This window comes from Halomonas sp. KM-1 (genome assembly GCF_000246875.1).
GTDB lineage: Bacteria > Pseudomonadota > Gammaproteobacteria > Pseudomonadales > Halomonadaceae > Halomonas > Halomonas aerodenitrificans.
Map to the genome: position 1 here is coordinate 1 of NZ_BAEU01000080.1, position 22,177 is coordinate 22,177.

At 64.4% G+C, this 22,177-nt stretch carries 17 protein-coding genes; 11 read left to right on the plus strand and 6 right to left on the minus strand.

Features of this window, described 5'->3' with window-relative positions:
* A partial coding sequence (locus B8115_RS08720) for a response regulator (RefSeq protein WP_010627403.1) occupies nucleotides 1-563 on the minus strand: 563 nt, incomplete at its 3' end.
* Nucleotides 550-2,325, minus strand: a complete 1,776-nt coding sequence (locus B8115_RS08725; RefSeq protein WP_010627404.1) for an ATP-binding protein — start codon at nucleotides 2,323-2,325, stop codon at nucleotides 550-552. The genes B8115_RS08725 and B8115_RS08720, both read right to left, overlap by 14 nt.
* A gap of 189 nt (nucleotides 2,326-2,514) precedes the next feature.
* On the opposite strand from B8115_RS08725, the gene serS reads away from it, so the two are divergent.
* Nucleotides 2,515-3,804 (plus strand): serine--tRNA ligase, encoded by a 1,290-nt coding sequence (gene serS / locus B8115_RS08730; RefSeq protein WP_010627405.1) that lies wholly within the window; start codon nucleotides 2,515-2,517, stop codon nucleotides 3,802-3,804.
* On the opposite strand, the gene B8115_RS08735 is transcribed toward serS, so the two are convergent.
* Nucleotides 3,782-4,543, minus strand: coding sequence for an SIMPL domain-containing protein (locus tag B8115_RS08735; protein ID WP_010627406.1), 762 nt, complete (start codon nucleotides 4,541-4,543; stop codon nucleotides 3,782-3,784). The two genes, serS and B8115_RS08735, sit on opposite strands and share 23 nt — an antisense overlap.
* Before the next feature lie 135 nt (nucleotides 4,544-4,678).
* Here B8115_RS08735 and B8115_RS08740 point away from each other — a divergent pair, with 135 nt between their 5' ends.
* Nucleotides 4,679-5,839: an AI-2E family transporter gene (locus B8115_RS08740; protein ID WP_010627407.1), complete on the plus strand. Its 1,161-nt coding sequence runs from the start codon at nucleotides 4,679-4,681 to the stop codon at nucleotides 5,837-5,839.
* A 12-nt stretch (nucleotides 5,840-5,851) separates the two neighbouring features.
* On the opposite strand, the gene trxA is transcribed toward B8115_RS08740, so the two are convergent.
* Nucleotides 5,852-6,175, minus strand: a complete 324-nt coding sequence (gene trxA, locus B8115_RS08745) for a thioredoxin (RefSeq protein ID WP_010627408.1) — start codon at nucleotides 6,173-6,175, stop codon at nucleotides 5,852-5,854.
* 448 nt (nucleotides 6,176-6,623) lie between these two features.
* Here trxA and fdhF point away from each other — a divergent pair, with 448 nt between their 5' ends.
* The 3 genes from fdhF (at nucleotide 6,624) to cysB (ending at nucleotide 11,171) form a co-directional block, all read left to right on the plus strand.
* Entirely contained in the window at nucleotides 6,624-9,590 is a 2,967-nt protein-coding gene (fdhF, locus tag B8115_RS08750; protein WP_010627409.1) for a formate dehydrogenase subunit alpha, read from the plus strand.
* Complete coding sequence (locus B8115_RS08755) at nucleotides 9,590-10,075, plus strand: DUF1641 domain-containing protein (RefSeq protein WP_010627410.1); 486 nt, start codon at nucleotides 9,590-9,592, stop codon at nucleotides 10,073-10,075. The genes fdhF and B8115_RS08755 overlap by 1 nt, the downstream gene beginning before the upstream one ends.
* 127 nt (nucleotides 10,076-10,202) lie before the next feature.
* On the plus strand, nucleotides 10,203-11,171 hold the full coding sequence (gene cysB, locus B8115_RS08760; RefSeq protein ID WP_010627411.1) for an HTH-type transcriptional regulator CysB: 969 nt from the start codon (nucleotides 10,203-10,205) through the stop codon (nucleotides 11,169-11,171).
* Nucleotides 11,172-11,225: 54 nt separating this feature from the next.
* Here cysB and B8115_RS08765 read toward each other — a convergent pair whose 3' ends face one another.
* Together B8115_RS08765 and pabB are read right to left on the minus strand one after the other, a co-directional pair.
* Nucleotides 11,226-11,843: a phosphoadenosine phosphosulfate reductase family protein gene (locus B8115_RS08765; protein WP_010627412.1), complete on the minus strand. Its 618-nt coding sequence runs from the start codon at nucleotides 11,841-11,843 to the stop codon at nucleotides 11,226-11,228.
* 116 nt (nucleotides 11,844-11,959) lie between these two features.
* Nucleotides 11,960-13,339: an aminodeoxychorismate synthase component I gene (gene pabB, locus B8115_RS08770; protein WP_035590583.1), complete on the minus strand. Its 1,380-nt coding sequence runs from the start codon at nucleotides 13,337-13,339 to the stop codon at nucleotides 11,960-11,962.
* A gap of 234 nt (nucleotides 13,340-13,573) precedes the next feature.
* Between pabB and B8115_RS08775 the strand changes: the two genes are divergently transcribed.
* The 6 genes from B8115_RS08775 to prpD all read left to right on the plus strand — a co-directional run bounded on the left by B8115_RS08775 (nucleotide 13,574) and on the right by prpD (nucleotide 21,929).
* Nucleotides 13,574-14,287 (plus strand): GntR family transcriptional regulator, encoded by a 714-nt coding sequence (locus B8115_RS08775; protein WP_010627414.1) that lies wholly within the window; start codon nucleotides 13,574-13,576, stop codon nucleotides 14,285-14,287.
* Between the two features lie 31 nt (nucleotides 14,288-14,318).
* Nucleotides 14,319-15,224, plus strand: coding sequence for a methylisocitrate lyase (prpB, locus tag B8115_RS08780; RefSeq protein WP_010627415.1), 906 nt, complete (start codon nucleotides 14,319-14,321; stop codon nucleotides 15,222-15,224).
* A gap of 49 nt (nucleotides 15,225-15,273) precedes the next feature.
* On the plus strand, nucleotides 15,274-16,401 hold the full coding sequence (prpC, locus tag B8115_RS08785) for a 2-methylcitrate synthase (protein WP_010627416.1): 1,128 nt from the start codon (nucleotides 15,274-15,276) through the stop codon (nucleotides 16,399-16,401).
* A gap of 78 nt (nucleotides 16,402-16,479) precedes the next feature.
* Complete coding sequence (acnD, locus tag B8115_RS08790; protein ID WP_010627417.1) at nucleotides 16,480-19,089, plus strand: Fe/S-dependent 2-methylisocitrate dehydratase AcnD; 2,610 nt, start codon at nucleotides 16,480-16,482, stop codon at nucleotides 19,087-19,089.
* A 68-nt stretch (nucleotides 19,090-19,157) separates the two neighbouring features.
* Nucleotides 19,158-20,336, plus strand: coding sequence for a 2-methylaconitate cis-trans isomerase PrpF (prpF, locus tag B8115_RS08795; RefSeq protein WP_010627418.1), 1,179 nt, complete (start codon nucleotides 19,158-19,160; stop codon nucleotides 20,334-20,336).
* A gap of 108 nt (nucleotides 20,337-20,444) precedes the next feature.
* Nucleotides 20,445-21,929, plus strand: a complete 1,485-nt coding sequence (prpD, locus tag B8115_RS08800; protein ID WP_010627419.1) for a 2-methylcitrate dehydratase — start codon at nucleotides 20,445-20,447, stop codon at nucleotides 21,927-21,929.
* Nucleotides 21,930-22,177: the final 248 nt, after the last annotated feature.

A 22,177-nucleotide genomic window follows, 5' to 3' on the forward strand; every position in this document is an offset into this window, starting at 1 on the left:
ATATCGCGAGCCACCTCCTTGCCGCTGCCGGTCTCGCCGTGCACCAGCACGTTGGCACGCACCGGCGCCAGGTTGGCAAGCTGGTCGCGCAGGCGCAGCATGGCTGGCGCCCGCCCCAGCAGGCGGCCGGCCAGATCGCCCTCTCGCAGGGCGTGGCGCAGGCGGCGATTCTCCAGGGCCAGACGGTGCCGTTCGAGCGCGCGGCGCACGCACTCCTCGAGGCGCTCCGGGGAGTAGGGCTTCTCGACGAAGTCCCAGGCGCCGGCCTGCATAGCAGTTACCGCCATGGGCACATCGCCATGGCCGGTGATCAGCACGACTGGTGGCGGTTCTTCGAGGCCCTGCACTGCATCCAGCAGTGCCAGGCCATCCATGCCAGGCATCTTCACGTCGCTGACCAGCACGCCACAGGCGTCGCCGGCGGCCAGCGCCGCCAGGGCTGCTGTGGCTTCGGCGAAGGGGCGCACCGCCAGGTCCGATACTTCGAGCCACTGGCCGAGCGACTCGCGTACGTCGGGGTCGTCATCCACCAGCCAGATCGGCAGTTCGTCAACGCTCGCCATGGGGCTCTCCTGAGGCAGCGGGGGCGGCAGGCAGGGCCACCCGGAAAAGGGCGCCGCCTTCGGGTCGGTTGGCGGCGGCGATGCTCCCGCCCAGGTCCTGGACGATGCCGAAGCAGATGAACAGCCCCAGACCCAGGCCGTCGCCCACCGCCTTGGTGGTGAAGAAGGGATCGAAGAGGCGCGACAGGGCGTCCTCCTCGATTCCCGGTCCGTTGTCGGCCACGCCGAGCACCACCTGCCCGCCTTCACGCTGCAGGCTGATTTCCAGGCGCGGTGCGGTGACGCCGCGCAGGGCGTCGAGAGCGTTGCGCAGCAGGTTGGTGAGCAACTGCTCGAGGCGCAGCGGGTCGCCCATTACCCGCAGTGGTGACCGCAGAGACTCGGGGCGTGCTAGCTTCACCCCCTGCTCGGTGAGACGCTCATCGAGCAGCTCCAGCACGAAGTCGAGCCGCTCGGCCAGATCCACCGGCTCCTGGCGGTCGCCGCGACGCGCGAACAGTTTGAGCTGGCGAATCAGCGCGTCCTGGCGTTCGCACAGCGCCTGAATGCGCAGGAAGTTGGATTCGGCGGCCTCCGGGCGGCCACGGGCGAGCAGCCGCTCGCCGTTGGCGGCGAAGGTGCGGATGCCCGACAGCGGCTGGTTGAGTTCGTGGGCGATGCCGGCGGCCATGGTGCCCAGGGCGGCCAGCTTGCCGGCCTGCACCAGTTCGGCCTGGGTCGCTTCCAGTTCCCGGGTGCGCTCGGCCACACGGATCTCCAGGCGCTCGTTGGCCTCGCGGATGATGTTGGCCTCACGGTCGCGCAGGCGTTGACGCCTCTGCCGTTCTCGCAGCCAGAGCCCTAGCAGCAGCAGGGCGAAAGTGGCGCCGGCGGCGGCCAGCAGGGCGTTGCGGGCACTGGCGTAGAGAGGGCGCACCGGCGCCAGATAGTGCATGGTCCAGCCCAGAGTGGCCTGGGGCAGGCTCAGATCGAGGAAGCGCTCACCCAGGTCGTCGCCGCCGATACGCAGGGAGCCGTCGGCCAGTCGCTCGCCCAAGGGAAGCAGCGGCTCGTCGAGGAACTGGCGCTGGTCGCGGATTTCCGTCAATGCATCGGGCGAGAGTTCGCCGAGGCGGCGGTAGCGCCACTCCGGGCGGCTGGAGAGGATCACTACGCCGTTGGTGTCGGAGAGCAACACCTTCTCGCCGGCGCGCCGCCAACTCTCCTGCAGCGACTCCAGAGAGACCTTGAGGGCGAGCACACCCAAAGGGGCGCCCTCGGTCCCTCCTGTCACGGCGGCGGAGACGAAGTAGCCCGGCCGGCTGGTGGTGCTGCCGATCGCGAAGAATTCGCCCTGGCCCGCTGCCATGGCGTCGCGGAAGTAGGGGCGGAACGGGTAGCGGTGGCCGAGGAAGCTGTCCGCGCTGGCGTGGTTGCTGGCCGCCACGGTCACTCCCTCGGCATCCATCAGGAAGATCGCCTCGGCGCCGGAGCGCTCGGCCACCTCGGCCAGGTGAGCGTTGACCTGGGCATCGAAAATCCCCGCTTCGTCGAGCAGCACCGCTTGCACCTGGGGCTGGCGAACCAACAGTCCCGGCAGGTAGGCGAAGCTCTCCAGAGCCCCTTGCAGGGTGGTGGTATAGAGCGCCAGGCGTGTCTGGGCGTGGCGCTCGGCCTCACGCGCCGCCTGGGCATATTGCCACTGCCATATCGCCCAGAGCCCGGCGGCCACCAGCAGCCCGCAGCCCATCAGCAGGGCGAGGCGCCAGGTGCGCGGGGTCACGCCGACCACCCCGGCAGTGGCAGGGGGTAAGGCGCGACGGCTAGGCGAAGGGAATGGATAAGCGACATGGAGAGGATGATAGGGCCATCCGGACGTACGGGGAAGGCGGGCGCGTGGCGTCCTCCCGGCCTTTTGCCTACAATGGACGGCTCGATTTTCCGATTCACCGACTGTTACGGACCGGATTCCATGCTCGATCCCAAACTGCTGCGCAGCGACCTCGATACGGTTGCTCAACGACTGGCCAAACGTGGCTTTACCCTCGATACCGAGCGGCTCGAGGCGCTGGAGTCCCGGCGTCGCGATTTGCAGACCGAGACCGAGTCCCTGCAGAACGAGCGCAACACCCGCTCCAAGGCGATCGGCAAGGCCAAGGCATCCGGCGAGGACATCCAGCCGCTGCTCGACGAGGTGAGCGATCTCGGCGACCGCCTCGATGCCGCCAAGCGACAGCTGGCGGAAGTTCAGGAGGAGTGGGATGCCCTGGTCAGCGGCATTCCCAACCTGCCCCACGAAAGCGTGCCGGCAGGCGAGAGCGAGGAAGACAACGTGGAGCTGCACCGCTGGGGCACGCCGCGTGAGTTCGACTTCGAAGTCCGCGATCACGTCGACCTGGGCGGGCTCAAGGGCGAGCTGGACTTCGAGCTGGCGGCCAAGTTGACCGGCTCACGCTTCGCCGTGATGCGCGGGCAGATCGCTCGTCTGCACCGGGCGCTGACCCAGTTCATGCTCGACAAGCAGACCCTCGAGCACGGCTACGAGGAGTGCTACGTCCCCTACATGGTCAACGAGGCCTCGCTGTTCGGCACCGGGCAGCTGCCCAAGTTCGGCGAGGATCTGTTCCGGCTGGATGACGAGCGCAGCTATCATCTGATTCCCACTGCCGAGGTGCCGCTGACCAACTTCGCCCGCGACGAGATCCTCGACCACAAGGTGCTGCCGCTCAAGCTCACCGCCCATACGCCGTGCTTTCGCAGCGAGGCGGGCTCCCATGGTCGCGACACCCGCGGCATGATTCGCCAGCATCAGTTCGACAAGGTCGAGATGGTGCAACTGGTGGAACCGGAGACGAGCTACGCGGCGCTCGAAGAGATGCGCGGTCACGCCGAGGCGATCCTGCAGGCGCTCGAGCTGCCTTACCGGGTCGTCACGCTGTGTACCGGGGACATGGGCTTCGGTGCGGCCAAGACCTACGACCTGGAAGTGTGGCTGCCGAGCCAGCAGACCTACCGCGAGATATCTTCGGTCTCCAACTGCGAGGATTTCCAGGCGCGACGCATGCAGGCGCGTTTCCGTCATCCCGAGCAGAAGAAGCCGCAGTTGCTGCACACCCTCAACGGCTCGGGCCTGGCGGTGGGACGCTGCCTCATTGCGGTGATGGAGAACCATCAGAACGCCGATGGCTCCATCACCGTGCCCGAGGCGCTGCGCCCCTATCTGGGCGGACTTGCCACCCTCAATTCTCGATCTCCCAGCTGACGCTGACACCCGCCTCGATGACGATAGTCCCCGGGCTGTAGTCGACCTGTCCGGCGCTCTCACGGGCGTCGGCGCTCATTGCCATCATGCGTGGCACATAGATCGGAGAGCGCGTCTCGCTGATATTTACCACCGAGCCTAGCGTCACGTTCATGGTGCGAGCCATCAGCTCGGCCTTGCGACTTGCCTTTTCCAGCGCCATCACCAGCGCTTCATCGGTCGCGGCGTCGCGATCGGTGAGGTCATAGGTGATGCCATCCATGGCATTGACGCCAGCCTCGGTCAGCGCATCAAGCAGTCGCGGCAGTCGCTCCAGGTCATCGACCCGAACCTGGAAAGGGCGTTCGAGACGAGTGCGCACCAGCAGCTCCTGATCACCGTCGCTGCGTCGGGGAGAAACATATTCCGGTTGCACCGCAAGCGAGCCGGCGCTGATGTCGTCACGTTCCACCCCGGCCTCCTCCAAGGCGCGAATCAAGGTTGCTGCTCGCTCCTCCAGTCGATCCCGAGCCTCGCGCAGTGCATGGCTGTCGGTCTCTTCCTCATGTTGCGCCACCGCCGGGGTGCGCTCCCACAACCGGGCGCTGAGCGTGGCGCGATCCGGAACCACATCGAGTTGGGCCTCAGCCTGAGCGACCAACCGACCGCGAGGCTCATCGGCTAGCGCAGCGGTGGTCATCAGCGGAGCTGTCATCAGCAGGCTGCCCAGCAATAGACAGTGTAAACGCATCGTGAACATCAGTAGCCTCCATACGGCAATGATGACTAATCAGGGGGGCAGGTTGAGTAGTTGGCCGAGCCGAGGCCGGCAAGTTTGTGCACCCGACCGGTACGGGTCATGATAAGCAGGACACGCCACACATGGATAGATGGCATGCTTCACCGCGACGACAATGTGCGCTACGGGCTTCCGCTCAATCTCACGCTGGCGCTGGCAGCGCTGGTGATCATCGTTGCCGGCATTCGCGCCGGTGCCGACCTGATCATTCCGATCCTGCTGGGTCTGTTCATCGCCGTGATCTGTACGTCGCCGGTGAACTGGCTGCAGCGGCTGGGTCTGAGTCCGCGTCTGGCGGTGCTGGTCACGCTGCTGGTGATCGGCGGCTTCCTGTCGCTGGTGGGGCTGCTGGTGGTCAACGCTTTCGGCACTTTCATCGAAGCCCTGCCGGGCATCGAGAGGCGGCTTTACGAACACTACCTAAACGTGCTCGACAGCCTCGCGGCCATGGGGCTGGCGATCAATCCGGATACGCTTGCCGGCCTGGTCGAAGGAGAAGATGAGGGGGGCTGGCTGTCGTTCCTGCTGGGTGGGCTCGGTAACCTGCTGATGCAGAGCATGGTGGTGGCGCTGTTGGTGGTCTTCATGATGTTCGAGACCCTCAATTTTCGCCGCAAGGTGGCTTTCGCCCTTGACGACCCGGAAGCCAGCTTGCGCCGCTTTCAGGAGTTCAGCGAAACCCTCAAGCGCTATCTGGCGGTCAAGACCTTCGTCAGTCTGCTCACGGGAGTGATGGCCTGGTTGGCCTGCCTGCTGGCCGGTGTGGACTTCCCGCTGCTGTGGGGCGTGCTGGCCTTTGCTCTCAACTACATCCCCAATATCGGTTCTGCCATAGCCGCGGTCCCACCGGTTCTGCTGTTGCTGCTGTCTCAGGAGGGCGGCCTGGCCGAGGCCTTCGGCCTGGCCATGGCCTACCTGGGCATCAACTTCGTGCTGGGCAACCTGGTCGAGCCGCGGTTGATGGGGCGTGCCTTGGGTCTGTCGACCTTCGTGGCCTTTCTCTCGCTGGTGGTGTGGGGCTGGATGTTGGGGGTGGTCGGCATGCTGCTCTCGGTGGTGCTGACCATGACGCTCAAGATCGCCCTGGACAGTCATCCCCAGACCCGCTGGATGGCCTACATGCTGGGGCCGGGCAAGCGGCCCATGACCGATCGTGTCGCTACGGTGGAAGTGGTGAGCGCACCCGGGGACGAGGCGAGTCAGCCCTCGCTCATGACGAAATCGCCCCGGCAGGAGCCGGGGCGAGACGAGCGGTGATACCTACAGGGATCAGGCGTTCTGGTCGATGAACTGCACCAGCTGAGACTTGGACTGAGCGCCGACCAGCGAGGCGACCTTGGAGCCCGACTTGAACAGCATCACGGTAGGAACGCCGCGCACGCCCTGCTCGGCGGCGATCTCCGGGGCGTCGTCGACGTTGATGCTGACCACCTTGAGGTTGTCGACTCGCTCTTCGGCAACCTCGTCGATCACCGGAGCCATGACCTTGCACGGGCCGCACCAGGGGGCCCAGAACTTCAGCAGTACGGTTTGCTCAGCCTTCAGGACTTCCTGCTCGAAGTTGGCATTGGTGACATCGACGTTATTGGCCATGTGATTCTCCAGTTACGTTGCGCTACATCGAGCGAATCGGGTGACATGCATTGGGCACGTCCGGTCGGCAGATGGTAGCGGGCAGTCGTGTCTCTGGCAAATGCCCATGCAAGCGCTCTTCCTGAGCTCCCATCGCTGACGCTGACTCACCCACCTTCACAGCCTGGCGGGTCGTTGTTGCGGGACATCTCGTTTTGGTGAGCTCTCGTTGCCGCTGTGTGCCGATTGTTGTCTGCCTGTTCGATAGCTATCTGATCGAGAAGCGGTTTTTCGTTGAGCCACCTTTCGACAGTTTAGACAAGCCAAGTGCCATTGACTAACGTGCATAGCACGGAGCAGAAGGTATATGGACATGGCTTGGCTCCGAGCGCCATGTGGATGGCCGATCTCGTCGCATCGTGAAGCAATGGCAGCTCGTCGCCGGGCCTCGACAGGGAGATGCCGGGACATGACGACACGCTGTACGGTCGTGTTGGATGGGCAGTTACTCAGCGGTCGGGCCGATCAGCCGCTTATCGATTTTCTTAAGGAGCGAGGCGTCGATCTTCCGCACGTCTGCTACCACCCTTCGCTGGGTGCTCTGGAAACCTGTGATGCCTGCTGGGTCGAGGTCGACGGCGAGCTCAAGCGCGGTTGCACGCTGAAGAGCACTGAGGGCCTGTCGCTGAGCCTCGGCAGCCAGCGGGCCCGGGCCGCCCGGGAAGAGGGCATGGATCGCCTGCTAGCCAAGCACGAGCTCTACTGCACCGTGTGCGAGAACAACAACGGCGACTGCACGCTGCACAACACCATGGTGGATATGCAGATCCCCATTCAGCGCTACGAGTTTCAGCGCAAACCTCACGAGAAGGACACCTCGAGCCCTTTCTATACCTACGATCCCGACCAGTGCATCCTCTGCGGCCGCTGCGTGGAGGCGTGCCAGAACGTCGAGGTAAACGAGACGCTCTCCATCGACTTTTCCAGCGAGAACCCGCGTGTGCTGTGGGATGGTGGCGAGCAGATCAACGACTCCAGCTGCGTGCACTGCGGCCACTGCGTCACCGTCTGTCCGTGCAATGCGCTGATGGAGAACAGCATGGACGGCAAGGCGGGTCCGTTCACTGCCATGCCTTGGTCGCTCAAGCGGCCGATGATCGAGATCATCAAGAAGCTCGAGACGACAACGGGGGCAGTGCCGGTCTCGGGGCTTTCGGAAATCGACATGCACATGCGCCAGCCCGAGATCAAGCGCACCAAGACGGTGTGCACCTATTGCGGCGTCGGCTGCTCCTTCGAGATGTGGACCCGCGACCGCCACATCCTCAAAGTGCAACCGGTAGCCGAGGCGCCGGCCAACGGCATCTCCACCTGCATCAAGGGCAAGTTCGCCTGGGACTTCGTCAACAGTGAGCAGCGCCTGACCATGCCGCTGATACGCGACAACGGCCGCTTTCGCGAAGCGAGCTGGGACGAGGCTCTGGACCTGGTGGCGCGCCGTCTGCTCGAGGTGCGCGAGGCCCACGGCCCGGACAGCCTGGGCTTCATCGGCTCGAGCAAGGGCACCAACGAGCAGGCCTACCTGGTGCAGAAGATCGCCCGTCGCATCATCGGCACCAACAACGTCGACAACTCCTCGCGCTACTGCCAGAACCCGGCCACCAAGGGGCTGTTCCGTACCGTCGGCTACGGCGGTGATGCCGGCACCATCGAGGACATTGAGCAGGCCGAGGTGGTGGTGATCGTCGGCAGCAATACCGCCGAGAACCATCCGGTGATCGCCGCCCGCATCAAGGCGGCACAGAAGCTGCGCGGGCAGAAGCTGATTGTGATCGACCCGCGCAAGCACGAGATGGCCGAACGGGCGGACCTGTTCCTGCGGCCGAACTCCGGCACCGATCTGATCTGGGCCTCGGCGCTGTCGCGCTACATGTTCGATCACGATCTGGCCGATCGCGAGTTCCTCGCACGCTGGGTCAACGGCGTAGAGGAGTATCGCCAGTCCCTCGCGCCTTTCACCCTGGAGTTCGCCGAGGCCGAGACGGGCATCGCGCGTCAGGATCTGGCCGAGGCCGCCGAGACCATCGGCCGGGCGCAGAGCGTCTGTCTGCTGTGGGCCATGGGCATCACCCAGCACAGCCGTGGATCGGACGCCAGCACGGCACTCTCCAACCTGCTGCTGGTCACCGGCAACTACGGCAAGCCGGGTACCGGCGGCTACCCCATGCGCGGCCACAACAACGTGCAGGGGGCGAGCGACTTCGGCTGCCTGCGTGACCGCTATCCTGGCTACGAGCACGTAGAGGACGAAGAAGCGAGAAAGCGCTGGGCCGAAGGGTGGGGCATCTCGCCGGAAGAGCTTTCAGCTGAAGCCGGCTATGGCAATTTCCTGATGGTACAGGCAGCCGACGAGGGCGAGATCAAGGCGATGTATATCGTCGGCGAGGAGACGGCCTTTTCCGACTCCAATACCCACAACGTGCTCTCCGGCTTCGAGAAGCTCGAGTTCATGGTGGTGCAGGACGTATTTCTCAGCCGTACCGCTGAGTACGCCGATGTGGTGCTGCCTGCCTGTCCCAGCGTCGAGCAGGAGGGCACCTACGTCAACACCGAGCGTCGCATCCAGCGCTCCTACCAGGTGCTGGAACCGCTGGGCGACAGCCGTCCCGACTGGCGTATCCTGACCGATCTCGCTGCTCGCATGGGACACGACTGGGGCTACACCCATCCCTCCGAGATCATGGCGGAGTGCGCCCGCATCGCGCCGATGTTCGCCGGGGTCAGCTATGCGCGGCTCGAGGGCTGGAAGTCCCAGCTATGGCCGGTTGCGGCGGACGGCACCGACTCGCCGCTGCTCTACACCGACGGCTTCGCCAACGAGGACGGCAAGGCCAATCTGCACCCGCTGGAGTGGCAGCCGCCCGAAGAGGCGCCCGACGACGAGTACGACCTGCTGCTGGACAACGGCCGGCTGCGCGAGCAGTTCCAGGGCACCAATCAGACGGGGCGCAGCGAAGGGATCCGGCAGCAGCTTCCGCACGGTTTCGTCGAGGTCAGCCCGGAGCTTGCCGCCGAGCGCGGCATCGAGGAGGGCACCTGGGTACGGATAACTTCGCGCCGCGACAGCATCGAGTTCCCCGCGGTCATCACCGACCGGGTGCGCGGCAAAACGTTGTTCATGCCGATTCATTTCGGCAAGACGGGGGTCAATCTGCTCACCGGTGAGCACAATGACCCAGACGTGCAGACCCCGGCCTACAAGGAAACCGCAGTGAAGCTCGAGGTGCTCGACAAGCGCGGCGCTCCGCCTTTGCCTGCTCACAACTACCGCTATGGCCGGCCTACGCCGAAGCAGGGCGTCGAGGTCGAAGTGAAGTGGATGCGGGGAGACTACACGCCGCCGCCCGCCCAGCAGTCCAACCCGAGGAAAATGTGATGGCCGAACGAATTTCGCACGACGTGACGCCGCCCAAAATCGGCCCCGATGCCCATGAAGAGCTGGCACAGCTGCTGCAGACGCTCCACGAGCATGGCGTGTTGCGCCTGGCCAATGACGTGGTCGGTGCCAACACCAGCATCGCCAGCGTGGTGGTGGATGGGCTGGGTAAGGAGTCCACTCTCAACGCCATTCAGAACCTGGCGATTCTCGGCATGATGCTGTCGGAGGTTCCACCGGAGCGTTTCTATCGGGTGACCTTCGCCGTCAAGGAGGCGCTCGAATGTATCGGCCAGCATCGACCGGTGCAGGAGGGGGGCGATGCTCCCGGTGTCAGTGGCGTTTACCGCATGCTCAACGACGATGAGCTGTGGCGTGCGGTGGCGCCGCTGGTGGATGGCCTCAAGGCGTTCGCCGAGCGACTCGACAAGCCGGTGGACAAGCCGGTCAGCGACTATTTCGGAAAGCCGACCAGCGGCCCCTGACGCTAGTGGCAAGCCGCGTCGCTCTCATGGTCGGAAGGCGCTTTTGACGTTATGCTATTTGGTGATTAGGCAGTAATGTCTAATCACCAATGCATCTTTTGCCGGGCGTCAGGGAGTCGTGTCGACCATGAAACTGCAGCAGCTTCGCTATGTGTGGGAAGTTACCCGGCACAACCTCAACGTGTCGGCAACGGCCCAGAGCCTGTATACGTCCCAGCCCGGTATCTCCAAGCAGATTCGGCTGCTGGAAGACGAGCTGGGCGTCGAGATCTTCGCCCGCAGCGGCAAGCATCTCACCCGCGTCACGCCTGCGGGGGAATCCATCGTCGAGCTGGCCGGGCAAGTGCTGCGGCTGACCGACAACATCAAGCAGGTGGCCCAGGAGCACAGCGACGAGCGGCGCGGCAGCCTCTCGATCGCCACCACGCACACTCAGGCCCGCTACGCCTTGCCGCCGGTGATCGGCGAATTCACCCGCAAATACCCTGATGTCGCCCTGCACATGCAGCAGGGCACGCCCAAGCAGATTGCCCAGATGGTCAGCGATGGCATGGCCGATTTCGCCATCTGCACCGAGTCGCTCGAGCTGTTCGCCGATCTGGTGCTGCTACCCTGTTACCGCTGGAACCGCTGTGTCCTGGTGCCGCGTGGTCATCCGCTGGCCGAGGGCGAGCTGACCCTCGAGCGTCTGGCCGAGCAGGCGCTCGTGACCTACGTGTTCGGCTTCACCGGGCGCTCCCAGCTCGACGATGCCTTCCGTGCCAGGGGGCTCACCCCCAACGTGGTACTCACCGCCGCCGATGCCGACGTGATCAAGACCTACGTGCGGCTCGGCCTGGGCGTCGGCATCGTCGCTCACATGGCGTATGACGAAACCCTCGACGAGGATCTCGTTGCCCTCGAGGCGGGCCACTTGTTCGAAAGTTCGGTCACCAAGATCGGCATTCGCCGGGGCACCTTCATGCGCGGCTACATGTACGATTTCGTCAAGGGCTTTGCCGGCCATCTCGACCGCGATCTGGTCGATGCGGCACTTGCTGCGGGGCCGCGCCATGAGGCGGAGCTGTTCGACGACATCGAGCTGCCGATGCGCTAGAAAAAAGCGGGCCGCGCATCGCGCGGCCCGCTTTTTACTGGGTGCGGGTGAAAGTCAGTGCTGCAGATGCAGCCCGCACTCCCGCTTCGCTTCCACCTTGGTGGGATCGAAATAATCGAACTCGTTGGGCAGGTCGTGCTGCTGCAGGTACTGGTAGAGCTCCTTGGCGCTCCAGTGCAGCAAAGGAGAGACCTTGAGTAGCCCATCGGCGTTCTTGCTGACAGGCTGCATGCGGGCGCGTTCGGGGGTGTCCTCGGCGCGCAGCGCGGTGAACCACACGTCCGGGGCCATTTCGCGTAGCGCCCGCTCGAACGGCTCCAGCTTGACCTCTCGCGTGAACGCCTCGTGGCGCGGATCGTCGATGCCCGGCATGGGGCCATCCACCGCTTCACGATGAGCGCGGGTGCGCTGCGGGATGTAGCTGATCAGATTGAGGTCGAGCCGCTTGACCAGCGCGTCGGCGAAGCGATAGGTCGCCTCTGTGTTGTAGCCGTGATCCATCCAGACCACCGGAATGTCGGGCCGCTGTTGTGTCACCATATGCAGGATGACCGCTTCGAAGGGGCGGAAATTGGTGGTGACGATAGGGCGCTGGCCCTGCGTCAGAGCCCAGCGAATAAGCCCATCGGGATCATTGCCCAGTTCCTGATTGATCGCATCGAGTGTTGCCATGATGGCTCCAGAGTCGTTGACCGTGTTTGGGCCATACCCTACCAAAGGCGGCTGACAGGGCCCCAATATCGTTTCATTGGATAAATATAGCCAAATGAAAGATTAAAGGGCTCTTCTTATTCCTCTTGGTGCTTTGGCTGGGCCAACGCTTGCATGAGGTGGCGGATTTTGTCCAGGGTCTCGGCGTATTCGGCCTCGACGTTGGAGTCGGCCACCAGCCCGCCGCCGCCCCAAAGATGGATGTGCTCCCCGTCGGCCACGGCGGTGCGGATGGCAATCGAGGTGTCCATGTTGCCGCGCACGTCGACGAAGCCCAGGCTGCCGCAGTACACGCTTCTGCGGCTCGGCTCCAGTTCGTCGATGATCTGCATCGCTCGCACCTTGGGTGCGCCGGTGATAGAGCCGCCGGGAAAGGCGGCCGCCAACAGGTCCAGCGAACGCTTCCCCGTCGCCAGTCTGCCGCACACGATGCTGACCAGATGGTGCACGTTGGCGTAGCTCTCCAGCCCGCAGAGCTGCGGTACCCGTACGCTACCCGGCTGGCACACGCGCCCCAGGTCGTTGCGCAGCAGATCGACGATCATCACGTTCTCGGCGCGATCCTTGAGACTCGAGATCAGCTCCATGGCGAGCTGCCAATCCTCATCGGGCGTGCCGCCTCGGGGGCGAGTGCCCTTGATCGGGCGTGTCTCGACGTGGCCGTCCGATTCGCACAGCAGGAAGCGCTCGGGAGAGAGGGACAGGATGGCCTGCTCACCTCGCTCTGAAGGCCAGGCCATGAAGCCGGCAAACGGTGTGGGTGTGGCCAGGCGCAGGCGCAGGTAGGCGTCCCAGAGATCGCCGCTGTACGGTGCGCTGAAGCGCTGGGCCAGGTTGATCTGGTAGCAGTCACCGGCCCGAATGTAGTCCTGCACCGCAGCAAACCGTCTGGCATAGCCGTCGCGGTCCATCTCGCCTGTGAAAGGGGCGAGCAGTCCGAAGGCCGAGGTGGGGTCGGCGCTGCCACGCAGCCACTCCATCACCTGCAAGCGCCGCTCGGCCGTCGCCACCAGCCAGCTCTCCTGCCGCTGATGATCCTGTATCAGCGCCCAGTCGTAGAGCCCCGTACGGCTGGCAGGCAGGCAGACGCTTTCCTGGGCCGAGTTGCCCACCGGCTCTAGAGAGCGGCCCAGGTCGTAGCCCCAGTAGCCGATCAGGCCACCGAGAAAGGGTAGATCGTTGGATGGCACCTCGAGAGCCAGGCTCTCCAGCAGGGTTTGCTGGGCCATGAATGGGTCACGGCCGTGCTGCACCTCGCCGTCGATGCGGATGACCCCCTTGCCGTCGACGGTGAGCACCGACACGGGGTCGCTGCTGATGATGTCGTAGCGACCGCCCGGTGCGGCAGGCTTGCCGCTGTCGAGCAGGACGGCCCCGGGGCGCTGGCGCAGCGCCTGGAAATAGGCAAGCGGATCCTCGCCATAGGGCAGCGGTGTTATCTCGAGTCTTGCAGTCATCAGGGGGGCCTTTCGGAACAGGCGACTCATTCTAGGGGGTGGCGAGCCTTTTGTCGTGAAAGTCGTTGGCCTGTTAACGACTTGTCGTCAACGCTGTGACGATTGTCGACACCGTAGCTTCGCAGCTTCTCATTGTCTACAACCAAAGGCGTACGAAATGGCGGCTTGTGGAAGGTTGACCCGTGCCAGAGCAGTGTCTAAAGTTTCTTCACTCCTTAATTGTCGACAATTGCCATGAACTCAGTCGCTCCAGAGCAAACATCCCCTGAAGTCCGCACCCTGGCCGAGCGGGTCTTCCATCAGCTGCAGGATGCCATCGTCCGCGGCGAGCTGGCGCCGGGCAGCAAGATCACCGAGCCGGGTCTGTCGAAGACCTACGGCATCTCCCGCGGCCCGCTGCGCGAGGCGATGCGCCGCCTCGAGGCCCACCGCCTGATCGAACGAGTGCCCCATGTCGGTGCCCGGGTGGTCAAGCTCTCGATGAAGGAGCTGCTCGAGCTGTTCGACGTGCGCGAGGCGCTGGAGAGCATGGCCGCCCGCCTGGCCGCCCAAAACATGACCCGCGAGGAGATCGCCGGGCTGCGCGAGGTGCTGGCGCTGCACGAACGTCAGGCCGATCTCAAGAGTGGCGAAGCCTACTATCAGCGCGAAGGCGATCTCGACTTCCATTATCGCATCGTCCAGGGCAGCCACAACCGCATGCTGATGACCATGCTGTGCGACGACCTCTACTACCTGGTGCGGCTCTACCGTACCCAGTTCAGCGCCAGCGGTACTCGGCCACAGCGGGCCTTCGTCGAGCACCATCGCATCGTCGATGCCATCGAAGCCGGCGACGCCGAACTGGCCGAGCTGCTGATGCGGCGCCATGTCAGCGCTTCGCGGGCCAACGTGGCCGACCGTTATGCCGCCACTCTCAAGCAGCAGCAGGCCGAAGAAACCGTTTGAAGCCCGTCCGAATACCAAGAGGAATTACGTCATGACACGACCCACCCCCGGCGCTCGCTTTCGCGCCGCTCTCGAGGCTAACCGCCCGCTGCCCATCGTCGGTACCATCAATGCCTATACCGCAATGATGGCCGAGCGCGTGGGGCATCAGGCCATCTACCTTTCCGGCGGTGGGGTGGCCAACGCTTCCTTCGGGTTGCCCGACTTGGGCATGACCAGCATGAACGATGTGGTGCAGGACGCACACCGGATCTGCGGCGCCACCGACCTGCCGCTGCTGGTGGACATCGATACCGGCTGGGGCGGCGCCTTCAATATCTCCCGCACCGTCAAGGAGATGCAGCGCGCCGGCGTGGCTGCCGTGCACCTCGAGGACCAGGTGGCGCAGAAGCGCTGCGGGCATCGTCCCAACAAGGAGATCGTCTCCAAGCAGGAGATGGTCGACCGTATCAAGGCCGCCGCCGATGCTCGCATCGACCCAGACTTCTACCTGATCGCACGTACCGATGCCTTCCAGAAAGAGGGGCTCGATGCCGCCATCGATCGCGCCAATGCCTGCATCGAGGCCGGCGCCGACGCCATCTTCGCCGAAGCGGTGCACACCCTCGACGACTATCGCGCCTTCTGCGAGCGGGTCGATGCGCCGATCCTGGCCAACATCACCGAGTTCGGCGCCACGCCGCTGTTCACCCAGCAGGAGCTCGGCGAGGTTGGCTGTCGTATGGTGCTCTATCCGCTATCGGCCTTCCGCGCCATGAACGCGGCGGCGTTGAAGGTCTATCAGAGCATTCATGACAAGGGCCATCAGCGGGATGTGGTCGAGCTGATGCAGACCCGCGACGAGCTCTACGACTTCCTCAACTATCACGCCTTCGAGCAGAAGCTCGATGCGCTGTTTGCTGAAAACCAGCTTGCCGAGAAGGGAACGGACAACTGAGTCCGACCCGCTACGCCGACAATAAAACGCCATAGCAAGGAGACACGACATGTCAGACAAACCCATCGGCGGTGCCGGTCTGCGCGGCCAGAGCGCCGGTAGTACGGCCCTGTGTACCGTAGGCCAGACCGGCTCCGGCCTGACCTACCGCGGCTTTGACATCAAGGAACTGGCCGAGAAGGCGCGCTTCGAAGAGGTCGCCTACCTGCTGCTCAAGGGCAAGCTGCCCAATCAGGCCGAACTCGATGCCTACGTGACCAAGCTCAAGGGGCTGCGTGGCCTGCCCCAGGCACTCAAGACCGTGCTCGAGCAGATCCCGGCCAGCGCCCACCCCATGGACGTGATGCGTACCGGTGCCTCCATGCTCGGCAACCTCGAGACCGAGGAGAGCTTCGACGAGCAACAGGACGTTTCCGACCGCCTGCTGGCGGTGCTGCCTTCGATCATCTGCTACTGGTATCGCTTCAGCCATGACGGCGTGCGCATCGAGACCGAGACCGACGACGAGTCCGTAGGCGCTCACTTCCTGCACTTGCTGCGTGACGAAGCGCCCTCCGAGCTGCATGCCCGGGTGATGAACGTCTCGCTCATTCTCTATGCCGAGCACGAGTTCAACGCCTCAACCTTTACGGCGCGCGTCTGCGCCTCGACGCTCTCCGACATGCACTCCTGCGTGACCGGCGCCATCGGCTCGCTGCGCGGCCCGCTACATGGCGGTGCCAACGAGGCGGCGATGGACATGATCGAGAACTGGAAGTCGCCGGAAGAGGCCGAGCGCGAGATCATGGGGATGCTCGAGCGCAAGGAGAAGATCATGGGCTTCGGGCATGCGATCTATCGCGAGTCCGATCCGCGCAACGCCATCATCAAGGAGTGGTCCGAACGGCTGGCCCAGGACGTCGGCGACACCGTGCTCTATCCCGTCTCCGTGCGGGTCGAGGACGTCATGTGGCGCGAGAAGAAGCTGTTCTGCAACGCCGACTTCTTCCACGCCAGCGCCTATCACTTCATGGACATCCCCACCAAGCTGTTCACGCCGATCTTCGTCTGTTCGCGCGTCACCGGCTGGTGTGCCCATGTCTTCGAGCAGCGCGCCAACAACCGCATCATTCGCCCCAGCGCCGACTACGTCGGCCCGGAGAAGAGCCAGTGGGTACCGATCGAGGAGCGTGACTGAGCCAGCGTCCGCACGAGGCGGCCTGCGGGCCGTCTCTCTCCCTCGCCCGATCCAACACCACGCGAAGACCGTCGACTCATGAATACTCAATACCGCAAATCGCTTCCCGGCACCGAGCTGGACTACTTCGACGTGCGTGAGGCCGTCGAGGAGATCCAGCCCGGTGCCTACGACACCCTTCCTTATACCTCTCGCGTACTGGCCGAGCAGCTGGTGCGCCGCTGCGAGCCGGAGCTGCTCACTGACGCGCTCAAGCAGCTGATCGAACGCAAGCGCGACCTGGATTTCCCCTGGTATCCGGCGCGAGTGGTGTGCCATGACATCCTCGGCCAGACGGCGCTGGTCGATCTGGCCGGCCTGCGCGATGCCATCGCCGAGAAGGGCGGCGACCCGGCCAAGGTCAACCCGGTGGTGCCGACCCAACTGATCGTCGACCACTCCCTGGCCGTGGAGTGCGGCGGCGACGACCCCGATGCCTTCGACAAGAACCGCGCCATCGAGGATCGCCGCAACGAGGACCGCTTCCACTTCATCGACTGGACCCGCACCGCGTTCAAGAACGTCGACGTGATCCCTGCCGGCAACGGCATCATGCACCAGATCAACCTGGAGAAGATGTCGCCGGTGATCCAGGCTCGCGATGGTGTCGCCTACCCCGACACCTGTGTGGGCACCGACAGCCATACTCCGCACATCGACTGCCTGGGGGTCATTGCCATCGGCGTGGGCGGTCTGGAGGCGGAAACCGTGATGCTCGGCCGCCCCTCGATGATGCGCCTGCCCGACATTATCGGCGTGGAGCTGACCGGCAAGCGCCAGCCCGGCATCACCGCCACCGACATCGTGCTGGCGATCACCGAGTTTCTGCGCCAGGAGCGGGTAGTAGGCGCCTATCTGGAGTTCTTCGGTGAAGGTGCCGATAGCCTGACCATCGGCGACCGCGCCACCATCTCCAACATGACGCCGGAGTATGGCGCCACCGCGGCGATGTTCTACATCGACCAGCAGACCCTCGACTACCTGACCATCACCGGCCGCGAGCCGGAGCAGGTGGCGCTGGTCGAGAACTACGCCAAGACCGTGGGGCTGTGGGGCGACAGCCTGAAGAACGCCGAGTACGAACGCGTGCTGACGTTCGACCTCTCCACCGTCGAGCGCAACATGGCAGGCCCCTCCAACCCCCATCGTCGCCTGCCGACCTCGGCGCTGGCCGAGCGCGGCATCGCCGCCAACCTGGAGCTGGCGCTGGCGGAGGAAAAAGCCGGCAGGATGCCCGACGGCGCGGTGATTATCGCCGCCATCACCAGCTGCACCAACACCTCCAACCCGCGCAACGTGGTGGCGGCGGGGCTGGTGGCCAAGAAGGCCAACGAGCTGGGTCTCGTGCGCAAGCCGTGGGTGAAATCGTCTTTTGCCCCTGGCTCCAAGGTCGCCCGTCTCTATCTGGAGGAGGCTGGCCTGCTGCCGGAGCTCGAAAAGCTCGGCTTCGGCATCGTCGCCTACGCCTGCACCACCTGTAACGGCATGTCCGGCGCGCTGCGCCCGGAGATCCAGCAGGAGATCATCGACCGCGATCTGTATGCCACTGCGGTGCTGTCCGGCAACCGCAACTTCGACGGGCGCATCCACCCCTACGCCAAGCAAGCCTTCCTGGCCTCGCCGCCGCTGGTGGTGGCCTACGCCATCGCCGGTACCGTTCGCTTCGACATCGAGAAGGACGCGCTGGGCTATGACAAGGACGGCAAGCCGGTCACGCTCAAGGAGCTGTGGCCCTCCGACGAGGAGATCGACGCCATCGTCGGTAAGCACGTCAAGCCCGAGCAGTTCAAGCAGGTCTATATCCCGATGTTCAACCTCGACGAGGTGGAGCAGGCCAAGAGCCCGCTTTACGACTGGCGCCCGCAGAGCACCTACATTCGCCGGCCGCCCTATTGGGAAGGCAACATGGCGCGTGAGCGTGCGCTGAAGGGCATGCGCCCGCTGGCGATCCTGCCGGACAACATCACCACCGACCACCTGTCGCCCTCCAACGCCATCCTGTTGGACAGTGCGGCGGGCGAGTACCTGGCCAAGATGGGCCTGCCGGAGGAGGACTTCAACTCCTACGCCACCCACCGTGGCGACCATCTCACCGCCCAACGGGCCACGCTGGCCAACCCCAAGCTGTTCAACGAGATGGTGCGGGACGACAAGGGCGAAGTGATCCAGGGCTCGCTGGCGCGCATCGAGCCGGAAGGCAAGGTGACGCGCATGTGGGAAGCCATCGAGACCTACATGGAGCGCGGCCAGCCGCTGATCGTCATTGCCGGAGCCGACTACGGCCAGGGCAGCTCCCGCGACTGGGCGGCCAAGGGCGTGGCATTGGCCGGAGTGGAGGCGATCGTCGCCGAGGGCTTCGAGCGCATTCACCGCACCAACCTGGTAGGCATGGGTGTGATGCCGCTGCAGTTCCAGGAGGGCACCACGCGGCATACGCTCAAGCTCGACGGCACCGAGACCTACGATGTGGAAGGCAAGCCGGCTCCCCGGGCAACGCTCGAGCTGGTCATTCACCGCAAGTCCGGTGAAGTCGAGCGGGTGCCGGTGATCTGCCGTCTGGATACCGCCGAGGAGGTCACGGTCTACTCCGCCGGTGGCGTGCTGCAGCGCTTCGCCCAGGACTTCCTCGAGTCCGAAGCGGTGGCCTGATCCACACATCGCGTGAACGCCCCGGCGGACATCGCCGGGGTTCTCCGTCATTTCAGGAAGCGAGCGCCATGGCCCACGTTCCTCAAATCAAGATTCCCGCCACCTACATGCGTGGCGGTACCAGCAAGGGCGTCTTCTTTCGTCTGGAGGATTTGCCCGAGGCGGCACGCCGGCCCGGTCCGGCCCGTGATGCCTTGCTGCTACGCGTCATCGGCAGCCCCGACCCGTACCAGAAGCAGATCGACGGCATGGGTGGGGCCACCTCCAGCACCAGCAAGACGGTGATCCTGTCGAAGAGCGAAAGCCCAGATCACGACGTCGACTACCTGTTCGGTCAGGTCTCCATCGACAAGCCCTTCGTCGACTGGAGCGGCAACTGCGGCAACCTCTCCGCCGCCGTCGGCCCCTTCGCCATCAGCAACGGCCTGGTGGACCCCGAGCGAATTCCCGAGAACGGTATCGCCACGGTACGGATCTGGCAGGCCAACATCGGCAAGACCATCGTCTCGCGTGTTCCGATCACCAACGGCGAGGTGCAGGAGACCGGCGACTTCGAACTCGACGGCGTGACCTTCCCGGCCGCCGAGGTGGCGGTCGAGTTCATGGATCCGGCCGACGGCGAAGGTGCCATGTTCCCTACCGGTAACCTGGTCGACGAGCTGGAAGTGCCGGGAGTGGGCACTCTCGAAGCCACCATGATCAATGCCGGCATTCCGACGGTGTTCGTCAACGCCGGAGCGATCGGCTATAGCGGCACCGAGCTGCAGGAGGCGATCAACGGCGATACCCGGGCGCTGGCGATGTTCGAGTCGATTCGTGCCCACGCCGCCGTGCGCATGGGGCTGATCAAGGAGGTCAGCGAGGCGGCCGAACGGCAGCACACGCCCAAGGTCGCCTTCGTCGCGCCGCCGGCCGATTACGTCGCTTCCAGCGGCAAGGCGATCAAGGCAGGCGACATCGATCTCGTGGTGCGCGCGCTCTCCATGGGCAAGCTGCACCACGCCATGATGGGCACGGCGGCGGTGGCCATCGCCACGGCGGCGGCGGTGCCCGGCACCCTGGTCAACCTGGCGGCGGGCGGTGGCGAGCGCAACGCGGTGCACTTCGGGCATCCCTCCGGCACGCTGCGAGTCGGCGCACAGGCCTCGCAGGTTGCAGGACAGTGGACGGCGACCAAGGCGGTGATGAGCCGTAGCGCGCGGGTCCTGATGGAAGGGCAAGTTCGCATCCCTGGTGATGCCTTCTAGCAGAGCGGCGGGATCGTCAACTCGCCCCGAGTCGCATGGCTCGGGGCGTTTCATATAGCGTTTTCTATAGTAAGTGGAGACGACATCGAGCCTGCGACAGGAGGGAGCATGAGCGCCACCGTCGAACGCAACGTCCGTCCCGATTACGAACCTGAACTGCAGATGATCGCCGACTACGTTCTCGACTATCGGGTCGAGAGCGACGAGGCGCTGGATACCGCACGCAACTGTCTCATCGATACCCTGGGCTGTGGCCTGCTGGCGCTGCGCTTCCCGGAATGCACCAAGCACCTGGGGCCGCTGGTCGAAGGCACCGTCGTGCCCCATGGCGCCCGAGTGCCGGGCACCTCCTTCCGCCTGGATCCCGTCAAGGCCGCCTGGGACACCGGCTGCATCGTGCGCTGGCTCGACTACAACGACACCTGGCTTGCCGCCGAGTGGGGGCACCCCTCCGACAACCTGGGTGCCATTCTCGCCGTGGCGGATCACCTCTCGCAGAAGCGAGTTGCCCAGGGCGAGGCACCGCTGATCATGCGTGACGTGCTCGAGGCCATGATCAAGGCTCACGAGATCCAGGGCGTGCTGGCGCTCGAAAACTCCTTCAACCGAGTTGGCCTGGATCATGTGGTACTGGTCAAGGTGGCATCCACGGCAGTAGCCGCCTACCTGATGGGGGCGAATCGGGAGCAGCTGCTGTCGGCTCTATCGCACGCCTGGGCCGACGGTCAGAGTCTGCGTACCTACCGCCATGCGCCCAATGCCGGCTCGCGCAAGAGCTGGGCCGCGGGCGATGCTACTTCGCGTGGCGTGCGTCTGGCCGATATTGCCCTGCGTGGCGAGATGGGCATACCCGGGGTGCTCAGCGCACCCCAGTGGGGTTTCTATGACGTGCTCTTCTCGAAGACCAACAAGGATCAGGCGATCAAACCGGAAGGGGAGAGGAAGTTTCGCTTCCAGCGCGAGTTCGGCACCTACGTGATGGAAAATATCCTGTTCAAGATCGCCTTCCCGGCAGAGTTCCATGCCCAGACGGCGTGTGAGGCTGCAGTGCGCTTACATCCCCAGGTCAAGGACCGCCTCGAGGAGATCGAGCGTATCGTCATCACCACCCATGAATCGGCGATCCGCATCATCTCCAAGGAGGGCGAGCTAGCCAACCCGGCGGACCGTGACCACTGCTTGCAGTACATGGTAGCCGTGCCGTTGATCTTCGGCGATCTGACCGCCGAACACTACGAGGATGACTTTCATCGTCAGCACTCGCTGATCGATACGCTGCGGGGCAAGATGGAGGTCAGCGAGGAGCCTCGCTATACCCAGGACTATCTGGCTGCCGACAAACGCTCCATCGCCAATGCCATCCAGGTCTTCTTCAGCGATGGCACTGCCACGGAGTGCATCGAAGTCGAATACCCCATCGGCCATCGCCGCCGCCGGGCCGAGGGCATCCCCATCCTGGAAGAGAAGTTTCGCCGCAACTTGGCGACGCGTTTCCCGGCCGGCCGCTGCGAGCGAATCATTTCACTGTGCAAGGAGCAGGGGGCGCTGGAAGCCATGCCGGTGCATCGTTTCGTCGATCTGTTCGTCATCTGAGAGGCGCGAGCACGGGCGTAGCAGCCATGTCATGAGAAAATTGATCCCCGTCATGGCTGCTGCCAGAAACCTGAGCTATATTTTTTTGACGCGGAGGGTTGCGTCCTTGGTCTGCAGCCCTTAAAGTACGCATCCGCTGCCGGTGACGAGCAACGTCGCAGGCGGTGGGAAGAGTGGTAAGTGGTTGTCGTTGTTTGGATTTTTCGGATCGCTTCGCAAAATTCGCACTTGACGCCCGCGGCGGATTC

Excerpts from the sequence above, each read along its gene's own strand:
- fdhF (WP_010627409.1), top strand. The coding sequence starts at position 6,624 with ATGACGACACGCTGTACGGTCGTGTTGGATGGGCAGTTACTCAGCGGT.
- prpB (WP_010627415.1), top strand. The coding sequence starts at position 14,319 with ATGACACGACCCACCCCCGGCGCTCGCTTTCGCGCCGCTCTCGAGGCT.
- B8115_RS08735 (WP_010627406.1), bottom strand. The coding sequence starts at position 4,543 with ATGTTCACGATGCGTTTACACTGTCTATTGCTGGGCAGCCTGCTGATG.
- trxA (WP_010627408.1), bottom strand. The coding sequence starts at position 6,175 with ATGGCCAATAACGTCGATGTCACCAATGCCAACTTCGAGCAGGAAGTC.
- B8115_RS08755 (WP_010627410.1), top strand. The coding sequence starts at position 9,590 with ATGGCCGAACGAATTTCGCACGACGTGACGCCGCCCAAAATCGGCCCC.
- prpF (WP_010627418.1), top strand. The coding sequence starts at position 19,158 with ATGGCCCACGTTCCTCAAATCAAGATTCCCGCCACCTACATGCGTGGC.
- B8115_RS08740 (WP_010627407.1), top strand. The coding sequence starts at position 4,679 with ATGCTTCACCGCGACGACAATGTGCGCTACGGGCTTCCGCTCAATCTC.
- prpD (WP_010627419.1), top strand. The coding sequence starts at position 20,445 with ATGAGCGCCACCGTCGAACGCAACGTCCGTCCCGATTACGAACCTGAA.
- acnD (WP_010627417.1), top strand. The coding sequence starts at position 16,480 with ATGAATACTCAATACCGCAAATCGCTTCCCGGCACCGAGCTGGACTAC.
- B8115_RS08765 (WP_010627412.1), bottom strand. The coding sequence starts at position 11,843 with ATGGCAACACTCGATGCGATCAATCAGGAACTGGGCAATGATCCCGAT.
- prpC (WP_010627416.1), top strand. The coding sequence starts at position 15,274 with ATGTCAGACAAACCCATCGGCGGTGCCGGTCTGCGCGGCCAGAGCGCC.
- B8115_RS08775 (WP_010627414.1), top strand. The coding sequence starts at position 13,574 with ATGAACTCAGTCGCTCCAGAGCAAACATCCCCTGAAGTCCGCACCCTG.
- pabB (WP_035590583.1), bottom strand. The coding sequence starts at position 13,339 with ATGACTGCAAGACTCGAGATAACACCGCTGCCCTATGGCGAGGATCCG.
- cysB (WP_010627411.1), top strand. The coding sequence starts at position 10,203 with ATGAAACTGCAGCAGCTTCGCTATGTGTGGGAAGTTACCCGGCACAAC.
- serS (WP_010627405.1), top strand. The coding sequence starts at position 2,515 with ATGCTCGATCCCAAACTGCTGCGCAGCGACCTCGATACGGTTGCTCAA.